The organism is Butyricicoccus sp. (genome assembly GCF_977037065.1).
Map to the genome: position 1 here is coordinate 17,371 of NZ_CDRQNY010000016.1, position 12,449 is coordinate 29,819.

General features: G+C 60.1%; 14 protein-coding genes. All 14 read left to right on the forward strand.

Translation table 11 applies throughout. The features are described 5' to 3' along the window. The first annotated feature begins 3 nt into the window (after positions 1-3). The 14 genes from ACWVX6_RS06955 (at position 4) to fmt (ending at position 12,436) form a co-directional block, all read left to right on the forward strand. Positions 4-1,575, forward strand: coding sequence for an NAD(P)/FAD-dependent oxidoreductase (locus ACWVX6_RS06955; protein ID WP_455152757.1), 1,572 nt, complete (start codon positions 4-6; stop codon positions 1,573-1,575). Positions 1,576-1,688: 113 nt separating this feature from the next. Next, positions 1,689-2,102, forward strand: a complete 414-nt coding sequence (locus tag ACWVX6_RS06960; RefSeq protein WP_116704627.1) for a SoxR reducing system RseC family protein — start codon at positions 1,689-1,691, stop codon at positions 2,100-2,102. 117 nt (positions 2,103-2,219) lie between these two features. Next, entirely contained in the window at positions 2,220-3,152 is a 933-nt protein-coding gene (locus ACWVX6_RS06965; protein WP_455152737.1) for a DUF5685 family protein, read from the forward strand. Beyond that, the gene (locus tag ACWVX6_RS06970) at positions 3,139-3,771 is read left to right on the forward strand and encodes a DnaJ domain-containing protein (RefSeq protein ID WP_455152738.1); all 633 of its coding nucleotides are present in this window, start codon (positions 3,139-3,141) and stop codon (positions 3,769-3,771) included. The genes ACWVX6_RS06965 and ACWVX6_RS06970 overlap by 14 nt, the downstream gene beginning before the upstream one ends. A 1-nt stretch (position 3,772) precedes the next feature. Further along, positions 3,773-4,279: a hypothetical protein gene (locus tag ACWVX6_RS06975; protein WP_455152739.1), complete on the forward strand. Its 507-nt coding sequence runs from the start codon at positions 3,773-3,775 to the stop codon at positions 4,277-4,279. Between the two features lie 18 nt (positions 4,280-4,297). Then, positions 4,298-5,173 carry a YicC/YloC family endoribonuclease gene (locus ACWVX6_RS06980; protein ID WP_110435120.1) on the forward strand — a complete coding sequence of 292 codons (876 nt, stop codon included), beginning with the start codon at positions 4,298-4,300 and terminating at the stop codon, positions 5,171-5,173. A 30-nt stretch (positions 5,174-5,203) separates the two neighbouring features. Beyond that, the gene (locus ACWVX6_RS06985; RefSeq protein WP_110435119.1) at positions 5,204-5,467 is read left to right on the forward strand and encodes a DUF370 domain-containing protein; all 264 of its coding nucleotides are present in this window, start codon (positions 5,204-5,206) and stop codon (positions 5,465-5,467) included. After that, positions 5,460-6,017, forward strand: a complete 558-nt coding sequence (gene gmk, locus ACWVX6_RS06990; protein WP_110435118.1) for a guanylate kinase — start codon at positions 5,460-5,462, stop codon at positions 6,015-6,017. Before ACWVX6_RS06985 ends, gmk begins: the two co-directional genes overlap by 8 nt. Before the next feature lie 69 nt (positions 6,018-6,086). Then, positions 6,087-6,485, forward strand: coding sequence for a DNA-directed RNA polymerase subunit omega (rpoZ, locus tag ACWVX6_RS06995; protein WP_118285692.1), 399 nt, complete (start codon positions 6,087-6,089; stop codon positions 6,483-6,485). A 3-nt stretch (positions 6,486-6,488) separates the two neighbouring features. Continuing rightward, a complete protein-coding gene (coaBC, locus tag ACWVX6_RS07000) occupies positions 6,489-7,685 on the forward strand; it encodes a bifunctional phosphopantothenoylcysteine decarboxylase/phosphopantothenate--cysteine ligase CoaBC (RefSeq protein ID WP_118360828.1) in 1,197 nt (398 codons plus the stop codon). Between the two features lie 243 nt (positions 7,686-7,928). Beyond that, positions 7,929-10,379 (forward strand): replication restart helicase PriA, encoded by a 2,451-nt coding sequence (gene priA, locus ACWVX6_RS07005; protein ID WP_455152740.1) that lies wholly within the window; start codon positions 7,929-7,931, stop codon positions 10,377-10,379. A 35-nt stretch (positions 10,380-10,414) separates the two neighbouring features. Beyond that, on the forward strand, positions 10,415-11,014 hold the full coding sequence (locus ACWVX6_RS07010) for a GNAT family N-acetyltransferase (RefSeq protein ID WP_195386246.1): 600 nt from the start codon (positions 10,415-10,417) through the stop codon (positions 11,012-11,014). A 4-nt stretch (positions 11,015-11,018) separates the two neighbouring features. After that, complete coding sequence (gene def / locus ACWVX6_RS07015) at positions 11,019-11,510, forward strand: peptide deformylase (protein ID WP_118761038.1); 492 nt, start codon at positions 11,019-11,021, stop codon at positions 11,508-11,510. Next, a complete protein-coding gene (gene fmt / locus ACWVX6_RS07020; protein WP_455152741.1) occupies positions 11,510-12,436 on the forward strand; it encodes a methionyl-tRNA formyltransferase in 927 nt (308 codons plus the stop codon). The genes def and fmt overlap by 1 nt, the downstream gene beginning before the upstream one ends. Positions 12,437-12,449: the final 13 nt, after the last annotated feature.

Consider the following 12,449-nt stretch of genomic DNA (forward strand, 5'->3'; position numbering starts at 1 on the left):
CTGATGGTAATCGGCATCCGTCTGCCGTTTGATCTGCCGGAGCAGGCCGCCATTGCGGAGGCACGCCGGCTGACCGGTCTGACGGCAAACGACATACAAGCGGCGGTCTGCCGCGTCAGCATTGACGCGCGGCGCGGACAGATCAGCCGGGTATATTCGGTGCGCCTGGACGCGCCGTTCGACGAAAAGGCATTTGCGGAAAAACTGCAAATGCCCTTCGTGCGTTATAAACCCAATACGAAAATCGTCATTCCGCACGGCGAAAAGCGGCTCGAGCACCGTCCGGTGGTGGTCGGTCTCGGTCCTGCGGGACTGTTCGCCGCCTATGTGCTGGCAAAGCACGGCTACCGTCCGCTCGTGCTCGAGCGCGGCGGAGATCTGGACGAGCGCGACAAGGTCGTGGATGCGTTCTGGAAGAGCGGTGCGCTCGATACCGACTGCAATATCCAATTCGGTGAAGGCGGCGCCGGTGCCTACTCGGACGGCAAGCTGACCACGCGCATCGGTGATCCGCTGTGCGACAATGTGCTGGAAATCCTTGCCGCGCACGGTGCTCCGGCGGATATCGTCAAAAAGGCGAAGCCGCACGTCGGCACGGATATCCTCAAGGATGTCGTTCGTGAAATGCGCCGCGAGATCATCAAAAACGGCGGTGAAGTGCGCTTCCGCACGCCGCTGACCGGCGTTTCGGTCAAAAACGGTGCGCTCTGCGCCGTTCAGGCGGACGGGCAGGACATCGCCTGCGAGCGGGCGGTGCTGGCCATCGGTCACTCGGCGCGCGACACCTTTGCCGCGCTGCACGGAAACGGCGTGTACTTTGAGCCGAAGGCGTTCTCGGTGGGCGTGCGCATCGAGCACCTGCAGACCGAGATCGACCGCGTTCTGTACGGAAAGGCGGCGGGACATCCCATGCTGCCGCCTGCGGAGTACAATCTCTCGCGCAGAGCCGACGGACGCGCGTGCTATTCCTTCTGCATGTGCCCGGGCGGTGTGGTCGTTGCGGCACAGAGCGAGGAGAACACAGTCGTTACCAACGGCATGAGCTATCATGCGCGCGACGGCAAAAACGCCAACGCGGCGCTTGCCGTGTCGGTTGACCCGAAGGACTACGACGACGGCACGCCGTTCGGCGGCGTGGCGCTGCAGCGCCGGATCGAGCACGCGGCGTACGCGCAGACCGGCTCGTACCGTGCGCCGTGCCAGAAGGTCGGGGATTTTCTGAACGGCAAGCCGACCCGAAAACTCGGTGCGGTCAAGCCCAGCTATCCCATCGGCGTGGAGTTTGGAGAGGCGGCAGCCTGCCTGCCGGACTTCGCGCAGACCATGCTGCGGGACAGCCTGCCGTATTTCGGCCGTAAAATCCGCGGCTACGACACAGCGGACGCGCTGCTGACCGGTCCGGAAACGCGGACCTCGTCTCCGGTGCGTATGACGCGCGGCGAGGACCTGTTCGGACTCGGCTGCAGCGGCATCATTCCGTGCGGCGAAGGCGCCGGATACGCCGGAGGCATCATGTCTGCCGCCGTGGACGGAATCAGAGCGGCATTTCGGATTATGGAAGAGTTTGCAGATTGAAAATGGAAAATGGAGAATGAATGTGCTTTGTGCATGACCATAATTTTCAATTCTCCATTCTCAATTCCCCATTACTGCAACTGGTTTTGAATAATAGAGAGGAAGATTTCAACGTGACCCAACAGGGAACCATCAAAAAGCTGCTGCCGAACGGCCTGGCAGAGGTCGAGGTAACGCGCCGCTCGGCGTGCGGCCATGACTGTGCCAAGTGCGGCGGCTGCGGCGGTCTGGAAACCCAGACGCTTTATGTTACCGCACGCAATCACGCGCATGCGTCCGTCGGCGACCGCGTGCTGCTCGAGGGCGAGACCAGGCAGGTGCTCGGCTTTGCCGTGCTCGTGTATCTGCTGCCGCTCGTGCTGTTTTTTGTCGGCTACGGCGTCGGCGCAGGAATGAAACTTGGCGGCGGACTGTCCGCGCTCATCGGCGGCGTGCTGTTCGTCGTCGGCATTCTGGCGGCGATGTGGTACAGCCATAAGCTGAAGCTCAGAAATGAAGCGCCGTTTGCCATCACCGAGCGGCTTTGATGCGGAATAGAGTCGGCGAAACCGTGGTTTCACGACAGGCAGTTTTAATTTTTTATGAATTTTCGCCAATTTTCCGCGTTCGCCCTTGTCAGATACGCAAAAGTTCGGTAAAATAGATTGAATACGAAAGTCCGTGCACACCGCACGGCGGGAAAGGGCTATGCGATGTTTGGCTTTATCCGTCCGGTGAAGGCCGAGCTGCGGGTGAAGGAGGCTGACCGTTTTCAGCAGGTTTACTGCGGCTTATGCCACGCGATCCGCGCAGAATACGGCAGATTTTACACCTTGTTTTTAAGCTACGATATGACGTTTTTTGCACTTGTTGCAGGAAGTGAGGAGGCGGAGACTGCTCCGCCGTGCAGAAAACGATGCGACGCTTCTCCGTTTCGGCGGAAAAGCTGCGCCGAGACAGACGATGCACTTCGTCTGGCGGCGGACGCGAGCATCCTGCTGACCTATCACAAGTTTCAGGATGACCTGGCGGACGAAAAAGGCGCGAAACGCGCGCTTGCGGCGCTGCTGTGCCGCCTCGGCCGCCGCGGCTATGAGAAGGCGCGCGTACGCATGCCCGAAGCGGATGAGGAGATCCGGCAGGCGCTCGAGGATCTGCGCCGTCTGGAGGCGGAACGCTGCCCATCCATGGACCGTGCGGCGGATACGTCCTCGCGCATGACAGCTGCCGTTGTGCCGCGCACCGGAGACACCCGCGAGCGTATTCTGCACCAGATGTTCTACCAGATCGGCAGGTGGATCTACCTTGTCGATGCGGTGCAGGACATCCAAAAGGATATGGAAGAGAACAGCTACAATCCGGTCGTTCTGCGGTACGAGCTGCAAACGCCGGACATCTCTGCGGTAAGGGAACCGCTCGAGCGCACGCTCGAACGCTCACTGGCGGATATCTGCATGGCGTTTGACCTGCTGAGTCCCCGGAGAGATGCGGACCTGATCCGCAATATCATTTTTCTTGGTATGCCGACCGTCACCCGACAGGTACTGAACGGCACCTACCAGACGAACGAAGGAAGGGGCAAACATGGATCCCTATAAAGTGCTCGGTGTAACACCGCAAACAAGTGATGATGACGTCAAGCGCGCGTACCGCGAACTGGCGCGCAAGTATCATCCGGATAACTATGTAAACAATCCGCTGGCAGATTTGGCCGAAACCCGCATGAAGGAGATCAACGAAGCGTACGACATGATCATGAACGAACGCAGGAATCCGGCGGGAGGCAGCAGCGGACAGCAGCAGAGCTATGGCGGCGCATACAACGGTCAGCAGTACGGCGGTTATCAGCAGCGCACCTACACCGGTGCGAATGCCGCGCTGTACAGTCAGGTGCGGCAGGCCATCAATCAGGGCAACCTCGGCATGGCGGAGGCGCTGCTGCAGCGTGCCGCAGGACGGGATGCGGAGTGGTTCTATCTGACCGGCACGGTATACTACCGCAAGGGCTGGTACGATGAGGCCGCCCGCGCGTACACGCAGGCGTGTCAGATGGACCCGAACAACGCGGAGTATCAGCACGCGCTGCAGAATCTCCATCTGTCCGGCGGCTACGGCGGCTACCGGCCCATGCAGGAGACAAGCATGGGCGACTGCTGTGTGCAGACGCTCATCTGCAACTGCTGCCTGAACATGTGCTGCGGCGGAGGCGGCTGCTGATATGAGCACGCGCGAGATCGCCCGCGGCGGACTTCTGGCAGCGGCGGCCACGGCGTGGCTGTATTTCGGCGGTGTGATGCCGCAGATCGGACCGGCGGCCTGCCTGATAGCAGGTGCGGCCTCAGCGATACCGCTGCTGCGCCGCGCGAACGTAAAAACGGCTGTGCTGCTGTACCTCGTCACCTCGGTGCTGGGACTGCTGCTGACACCGCGCAAGCTGATCGCGGCGGCCTATGTGCTGCTGTTCGGCCTGTACCCGATCGTGAAATATCTGATCGAGTGCCGTCTGCCGGTTTTCATGCAGCTGAGCGGCAAGCTGGCGTATTTTAACATTGTGCTGGTGCTCGCGGCTGTTCTGGTAAGCTGCGGTCTGTTTCCGCAGCTGGAAATGCCGGGTATTTTCCGGCTTGCCGGACTGTGGATCGCGGCAAATATCGGCTTTATTGTATATGATATCGGGTTGTCAAAGGTGATCGCGCTGCTGCGCCGCACCCTGCCGCCCGAATAAGAAGGGAAAGAGATATCTATGAAGAGTATGACCGGCTACGGACGTGCCAAGCAGGAGCTGCACGGCAGAACCATCACAGCAGAGCTGCGTGCGGTCAACCACCGCTATCTGGACTGCACGGTAAAGGCTCCGCGTCAGTACGGCTTTCTGGATGATGCCGTGAAAAAAGCCGCCGCGGCGCGCATTGCACGCGGCAAGGTTGAAGTTTACATCGGCGTGGAGACACAGGAGGGCGGCGACATTGCAGTTACGGTGAACCATGCGGTCGCGGAGCACTATCTGGCGGCGCTGCATGAGCTGGCCGACAGGTACGGTCTGCGCGATGACGTGAGCGTGATGAGTCTGGCGAAGCTGCCGGACGTACTCGGCTCCGAGCGCATCGAGCAGGACGCGGACGAAATGACCCGCGATGTGCTGTCCGTATTTGGCGAAGCCTGCGACAATTTCGACGAAATGCGTACCCGCGAGGGTGCAAAGCTGGCTGAGGATGTGCGAAACCGTGCGTCCGAGATCGAGCGCATGGTCGGTGAGGTGGAGGTCCGCTCGCCGGAGCGCGTGCGCGAGTACCGCGAGAAGCTGCTTGCCCGCATGAAGGAGGTGCTGGCGGATACGTCCATCGACGAGACCCGCATCGTCACCGAGGCGGCCATCTACGCGGACAAGACCGCCGTGGACGAGGAGACCGTGCGTCTGCGCAGCCATCTGCAGCAGCTGGACGGCATGCTGAATGAGGTCAAGCCGGTCGGCCGCAAGCTGGATTTCCTTGTGCAGGAAATGAACCGCGAGACCAATACCATCGGCTCCAAGGCAAACGATGTGTCCATGGCGCAGATCGTGGTCAATATCAAGAGCGAAATTGAAAAGATCCGCGAACAGATTCAGAATATCGAGTAATTTACAGTATATCGAGGAGTGAGGTCAGCGATGAAGCTCATCAATATCGGATTTGGCAATATGGTCGCTTCGTCGCGGCTGATCGCCATTGTCAGCCCGGAATCCGCGCCGGTCAAGCGCACCGTGCAGGAGGCCCGCGACCGCGGCATGGTCGTGGACGGCACCTACGGCAGACGCACCCGCGCTGTGCTCATCATGGACAGCGACCATGTGGTGCTCAGTGCTCTGCAGCCGGAGACCGTTGCGGCTCGTTTTGCGGGCGAGACCGAGGAAGGAGAACCAGAAGATGCGTAAGGGAACGTTGTATGTATTCACCGGACCGTCCGGTGCAGGCAAGGGCACAGTGCTGTCCAGGCTGCTGAGCGAGGACGAGAAGCTGTTTTTCTCGATCTCTGCGACGACCCGTGCGCCGCGTCCGGGCGAAAAGGACGGCGTACAGTATTATTTCCTCACGAAAGAGGACTTTGAGGCGAAGATCGCCGCCAATGCGTTCCTCGAGCACGCGAAGTACGTGGATAACTACTACGGCACGCTAGAGGCTCCGGTGAACGAAAAGCTGGAGGCCGGCTATGATGTTATCCTCGAGATCGAGGTGCAGGGCGCGATGCAGGTGCATGAAAAGCGTCCGGATGCCGTGATGGTGTTCATTGCGCCGCCATCGTTCGAGGAGCTCGCAAACCGTCTGCGCGGACGCGGCACCGAGGACGAAGCCAAGGTGCAGAAGCGTCTGGAAACGGCGAAGGGCGAGCTTGCCCAGCAGGATAAATTCGATTACGTTGTCGTAAACGACACGGTGGAGCGTGCGGTTGAAGAATTGCACGGCATTCTCGCCAAGCGTCGATAAGCGACATTATATAAACAGAAACTTTCATAAAATAAAACTATATCTGGTAAATAAGGAGAACTGATTACTATGCTGAACCCTTCTATGCAGGAACTGATGAAACGAGTAGGCAACCGCTATCTGCTGGTAAACCTGGCAGCGCAGCGTGCCCGCGATATTGCCGATGAGGCAGAGGAAAAGGGCGAGCCGCTGCCGGACAAGGCTGTTAAGCTGGCGCTCGACGAGATCGCAGCCGGCAAGATCGTTTACCGTCCGGGTCCGCGTGTGGAGACTGCCATTCCGCAGAACAATGCCATTGCAGCCGCTATGGTTGACGTGGACGACACCCTTGATCTGGATGAGGACGAGGAGCACACCGACTCCGAGGCTGACGAGGACAAGGATGAGAATGCGGACGAGGTGCGCCGCCTGAACGAGTTTGACGACGGCTCTCTGAGCGACGGTGACATTCCGGAGGAGGACCTCTAAGCCATGCGTTTTGCAGGGAAAACGGTCGTTCTGTGCGTGACGGGCGGCATTGCGGCCTATAAAGCTGCCGATCTCACCAGCAAGCTGCACCAGAACGGCGCGACTGTCCATGTGCTGATGACCGAGTCCGCGACCCAGTTTATCGCGCCGATGACGTTTGAAACACTGTCCGGCAACCGCGCGGTCGTGGATACGTTCGACCGCAGCTTTCCGTGGGAGGTGGAGCACATTTCGCTCGCGAAGGCGGCTGACGTGTTCGTTATCGCACCCGCGACAGCCAACGTCATCGCCAAGGCCGCGCACGGCATCGCGGACGACATGGTGACGACCACGCTGCTTGCCACCAAGGCGCCGGTCGTTGTCGCTCCCGCGATGAACACCGGTATGTATGACAATCCGGTGACGCAGGAGAACCTCGCTGCGCTGAGAAAGCGCGGCTTCCACATCATCGAGCCGGACGCAGGTCACCTCGCCTGCGGCGACAGCGGACGCGGCAAGCTGCCGGACACGCCGACGCTCCTCTGGGGCATTGAAAAGGCGCTGACCGAGCAGGATCTGGCAGGCAGGCACGTTCTTGTCACCGCCGGTCCGACACAGGAGGCTATGGACCCGGTTCGGTTCCTGTCCAACCACTCCACCGGCAAAATGGGCTATGCTATCGCGGCCCGCGCAGCCATGCGCGGCGCTGACGCAACGCTTGTTTCCGGACCGACGGCGCTCGATACGCCGCACGGCGTCACTCGTGTGGATATTGTTTCCGCGCGGGATATGTACGACGCGGTGACGAGCCGCGCACCCGAGCAGGATTTCATCATCAAGGCTGCCGCCGTCGGTGATTACCGTCCGGCGCAGACTGCGGATGAAAAGCTCAAAAAAGGTGACGGCGAGATGAATATCGAGCTGACCCGCAATCCGGATATCCTCGCCGCACTCGGCAAGGATAAAAAGCCGGGACAGCTGCTGTGCGGCTTTGCGATGGAGACGCAGAACCTTCTCGATAACGCCGAGAGCAAGCTGCGCCGCAAGAACTGCGATATGCTTGTAGCGAATTCGCTGCGCGATAAGGGTGCGGGCTTCGGTACGGATACCAATGTGGCTACCTTGCTGTTCAAGGACGGACATAGAGAGACCCCGCCGATGATGAGTAAGGAAGATCTGGCGGACCTGATTCTCGATAGACTTCTCTCGATGAGTAATTGAGAATTGAAAATGGAGAATGGAGAATTAACGTCATGTTTTCCGTTTATCCGCAACCGATGAAAACAATGCCGTAGGGCGTGACGACCCCGGCACGCCGTATGGAACGGTATGCACCGATTGACAGCGGCGCGCCGAGTCGTACCCCAGGGCACCTTCTCTTGCGGCGTTGCCGCAATTCACCTTGTCGCGCCCTACGATAAACTGCAAGCGACGATAAAAGAAGAAGCGAAAGGTTGTGATTCTATGGCGGAAAAAATCTGTGCGGCCGCTGTGGATGCGGCAACCTATGCCATCGACAAGCTATATTCTTACCGTGTGCCGGACGAGCTGCGGGAACAGGTGCAGATCGGCACCCGTGTTCTCGTGCCGTTCGGCTTTGGCAATAAACGGGCGGAAGCGGTGGTGCTCGCCTTCCGCGAGGATGCGGGCGAGTTCAAACTCAAGCCCATCGTGGAGGTGCTGGACGAAACGCCGATCCTGACCGCCGAGCAGCTGAGACTCGCGGCGTGGATGCGGGAGAGATTGTACTGCACCTACTTCGACTGCGTACACGCCATGCTGCCCGCCGGCTTGTGGTTCAAGCGAAACGAGACGTACACGCTCGCGCCGGACGCGGATTTGGCGGCTCTGCGGGAGCGGGACGGCGAAGACGGCCAGGTGCTGGCGCTGTTTGAGCAGCCGGGACAGACGCTCTCGGTGAGCGAGATACGCGACCGGCTCGGCAAAGGCGCGGGACAGACACTGGACGCGCTGGCAGGCGAGGGGATACTCGTTTATCACAGCAATACGGCGCAGAAAACCGGTGATAAGACCGAGAAAATGCTCCGTTTGGATATGGAAGCAAGTGAAGCCATGTCGCACATCAGCCGCCGCAGTCCGGCGCGGATGGACGTGGTGTCGCTGCTGTCGGACGGCGGTGCGATGAGCCAGAAGGAAATCGTCTACATGACCGGTGTGAGCGACGCTGCGCTGCGCGACATGGTGAAAAAGGGCATCCTCCGCGCGGAATACGAGGAAGTGCTGCGCGCACCGGACTTTTCTGAGGTGCCGCGCACCGCGGCTCCGGTGCTTTCGGCGGCGCAGCAGCAGGCGTATGACGGCATGGCGGCGCTTATGGACGAAAACGCGCCTCGTGCGGCGCTGCTGTTCGGCGTGACCGGCAGCGGCAAGACGCAGGTGTACCTGCAGCTCATCGCGCACGCGCTCGAGCAGGGAAAGAGCGCCATCGTGCTCGTGCCCGAAATTGGACTGACACCGCAGCTTCTGCGGCAGTTTGCGGCTCGATTTGGCGAAGAAGTCGCGGTTCTGCACTCGGCGCTGTCCGCCGGTGAGCGGTACGACAGCTTCAAGAAGATAAAAACCGGCAGAGCAAGGGTGGTCATCGGCACACGCTCGGCGGTGTTCGCGCCCGCGAAGAACCTCGGCGTTATCATCATCGACGAGGAGCAGGACGCGGCGTACCGCTCGGAGCAGTCGCCGCGCTACCATGCGCGGGATGTGGCAAAGTACCGCGCGGCGCAGACGAACGCGCTGCTCGTGCTCGGCTCGGCAACACCGTCGGTCGAGACGTATTACGGCGCAAAACAGGGGAAATACCCGGTTTTCACGCTCACCGAGCGGTTTCTCGGTGCCGGACTGCCCGAGGTTATCATCTCGGACATGCGCGGTCTGGCCCGCGAGGGACGGAGCGGCATCATCGGACCTGACCTCGAGCGCGAACTGATCAGCACGCTCGAAAAGGGAAAGCAGGCCATCCTGTTCCTCAACCGGCGCGGCAACAGCCGCGTGATCGGCTGCGGCGTGTGCGGCTGGGTGCCCGAGTGCCCGTCCTGCTCGACCACCATGACCTACCATTCGGTGTCCGGCCGCGCGATGTGCCACTACTGCGGCGCATCCATTAAGATAACCGGCAAGTGCCCGCAGTGCGGCAGCACGAGCCTGTTCACCGAAACGCCCGGCACGCAGAAGCTGGAGGAGGAGCTGCACGAGCGGTTCCCGTCCGCACGGGTGCTCCGCATGGACGCGGACACCATGACTGCCAAGGGCGCACACGAACGCCTGCTGAATAAATTCGGCAAAGGCGAAGCCGATATCCTTATCGGCACCCAGATGGTGACCAAGGGACTGGATTTTGAGAACGTCACGCTGGTCGGTGTGCTGGACGCGGACCAGAGCCTGTACGCGCAGGACTACCGCGCACATGAGCGCACGTTTTCGCTCGTCACGCAGGTGGTCGGCCGCGCCGGACGGCGATTTGATACCGGACGCGCCGTGATCCAGACGTACAGCCCGCTGCATCCGGTCATTTTGACCGCCGCGCGGCAGGACTACGAGGCGTTCTACGAGAGCGAAATGCAGACGCGAGAAGCGCTTCGGTGCCCGCCCGTGTGCGACATCACCATGATCACCGCCGTCGGTGAACTGGAGCAGCAGGTGCTCAGCAGTCTGCTCGCGCTCAAAACACGCCTGCAGAGCCTGATGGAAGGGCAGTTTGCCGATGTGAAAGCACCCGTGCTCGGCCCCGCCGCGGCGCAGATGGTCAAGGTGATGGGACGGTATCGCTACCACCTCACCATTCGTGCGAAGGACTGTGCAAGATGGCGCAGGCTCATCTCGGGCGTACTGCGGGAGTTTATGCAGGACGGTAAAAACCGGGGTGTTACCGTGTTCGCGGATTCTAATAATGAAATGTAGCAGTAATTGAGACCCCGGCAAAGAAGGTTAATTCAATGAGCAAATTTGTAATTCGCAAGGCAACAGAAAACGATGCAGAATCGCTTTTGAAGATTTACGAGCCTTACATAACGAATACAACCATCACGTTTGAATATGATGTGCCGACGGCTGAGGCGTTTGCGGACCGTATCCGCGAAACGGCGGCTGCGTTTCCGTATCTCGTCTGCGAGCAGGACGGCATGATCATGGGTTATGCCTACGCGCACCGCATTCGTGAGCGCGCGGCGTACGACTGGGATGCGGAGCTGTCCATCTATCTGGCACAGGGCACCCACGGACATGGTGTGGGCACGACCGTGCTGGCGTGCCTGATCGACCTGCTCGAGCTGCAGGGGCTGCGCCACCTGTACAGCTGCGTGACCCTGCCGAACGAAAAGAGCATCCGCATGCAGCGCAGACTGGGCTTTGCGGACGCAGGTGTGTGGCACGACTCCGGCTGGAAGTTTGACGGCTGGCACGATGTGGCATGGCTGGAAAAGCATATCGGCAGCGGAAAACCGCAGCCGGTGACGCCGTTTCCGGCGCTCGATGAGAAAAATATACAGGAATGTTTACAAAAATACATGGATAAGCTGAATCAAGTGGAGGAATAAAACAATGGCACTGAGAAAGATTTTGACCGAGGGCGACGAGCAGCTGCTTAAGCACAGCCGCAAGGTAGAGAAGTTTGACGACCGTCTGCATACGCTGATCGACGATATGCGTGAGACGCTCGAGAACTCCGGCGGCGTTGGTCTGGCAGCACCGCAGGTGGGAATCCTGCGCCGCGTTGTTGTGCTGCTGGATGTGAACAAGGAGCCGGAGGAGATGGTCGAGCTGGTAAACCCGGAAGTCATCGAGCAGAAAGGCTCCGAGCGCGTTGTCGAGGGCTGCCTGTCCGTGCCGGGCGTTTACGGCTATGTGACCCGTCCGACCTGGGCGAAGATTCGCGCACAGGACCGTTTTGGCAACTGGTTCGAGCGTGAAGGCGAGGGCATTGTAGCGCAGTGCTTCTGCCACGAGACCGAGCATCTGGACGGTCATCTGTTCACCGAGAAGGTTGAGGAGTATATCGACCCGGAGGATATGCAGGGTGGTGACGAGGAATAATGCGTATCGTATTCATGGGCACGCCGGACTTCGCCGTGCCGAGCCTGCAGGCGCTCATCGACGCCGGACATGACGTCTGCGCCGTGTACACCCAGCCGGATAAGCCGCAGGGCCGCAAGCAGATTCTCACTGCACCGCCGGTGAAAACGCTCGCACTTGAGCATGATATTCCGGTTTTCCAGCCGAATACCCTCAAAAATGAGGACGAGCAGGCGCGTCTGCGCGAGCTTGCACCGGAAGTCATTATTGTTGTCGCGTACGGCAAGCTGCTGCCTAAGGCGGTACTCGACATTCCGCCGCACGGCTGCATCAACGTGCACGGCTCGCTGCTGCCGCGCTGGCGCGGCGCCGCTCCGATTCAGTGGGCGGTTATCGCGGGCGATGAAATGGCAGGCGTTACCACCATGCAGATGGCAGAAGGTCTGGACACCGGCGATATGCTGCTCACCTATGAGACCAAGGTTGGTGAGAAGGAGACCGCAGGCGAACTTTTTGACCGTCTGGCACAGTCCGGTGCGGAACTTTTGACCCAAACGCTCGTCAAATTAGATGAGATCACGCCGCGCCCGCAGGACGATGCGCAGAGCTGCTACGCCCACATGCTGGATAAGCAGATGGCGGTGATCGACTGGAGCAAGTCCGCACATGAAATCGACTGCCTGATCCGCGGCCTGAATCCGTGGCCGATCGCGCTGACCACGCTTTCCGGCGAAAGACTGAAGGTGTTCGCCGCCGAAAAGGCAAACGGCAATGGCGAGCCGGGCACGGTGCTCGAAGCTGACCCGAAAAAGGGTCTGACCGTGGCGTGCGGAGAGGGCGCGCTGGGACTGACCGAGATTCAGCTGGTCGGCGGCAAACGCATGAAGGCTACGGACTTTCTGCGTGGGCACGCAATCGAAGTCGGCACTAAGCTGGGAGACGAATGAAAAAGCGTGAGGA

Bases quoted from the DNA above. Each gene is read 5' to 3' on its own strand.
- ACWVX6_RS06975 (WP_455152739.1), top strand. From the start codon at position 3,773: ATGAGCACGCGCGAGATCGCCCGCGGCGGACTTCTGGCAGCGGCGGCC.
- ACWVX6_RS06955 (WP_455152757.1), top strand. From the start codon at position 4: ATGGTAATCGGCATCCGTCTGCCGTTTGATCTGCCGGAGCAGGCCGCC.
- ACWVX6_RS06980 (WP_110435120.1), top strand. From the start codon at position 4,298: ATGAAGAGTATGACCGGCTACGGACGTGCCAAGCAGGAGCTGCACGGC.
- fmt (WP_455152741.1), top strand. From the start codon at position 11,510: ATGCGTATCGTATTCATGGGCACGCCGGACTTCGCCGTGCCGAGCCTG.
- coaBC (WP_118360828.1), top strand. From the start codon at position 6,489: ATGCGTTTTGCAGGGAAAACGGTCGTTCTGTGCGTGACGGGCGGCATT.
- rpoZ (WP_118285692.1), top strand. From the start codon at position 6,087: ATGCTGAACCCTTCTATGCAGGAACTGATGAAACGAGTAGGCAACCGC.
- priA (WP_455152740.1), top strand. From the start codon at position 7,929: ATGGCGGAAAAAATCTGTGCGGCCGCTGTGGATGCGGCAACCTATGCC.
- def (WP_118761038.1), top strand. From the start codon at position 11,019: ATGGCACTGAGAAAGATTTTGACCGAGGGCGACGAGCAGCTGCTTAAG.
- ACWVX6_RS06970 (WP_455152738.1), top strand. From the start codon at position 3,139: ATGGATCCCTATAAAGTGCTCGGTGTAACACCGCAAACAAGTGATGAT.
- ACWVX6_RS07010 (WP_195386246.1), top strand. From the start codon at position 10,415: ATGAGCAAATTTGTAATTCGCAAGGCAACAGAAAACGATGCAGAATCG.
- ACWVX6_RS06985 (WP_110435119.1), top strand. From the start codon at position 5,204: ATGAAGCTCATCAATATCGGATTTGGCAATATGGTCGCTTCGTCGCGG.
- gmk (WP_110435118.1), top strand. From the start codon at position 5,460: ATGCGTAAGGGAACGTTGTATGTATTCACCGGACCGTCCGGTGCAGGC.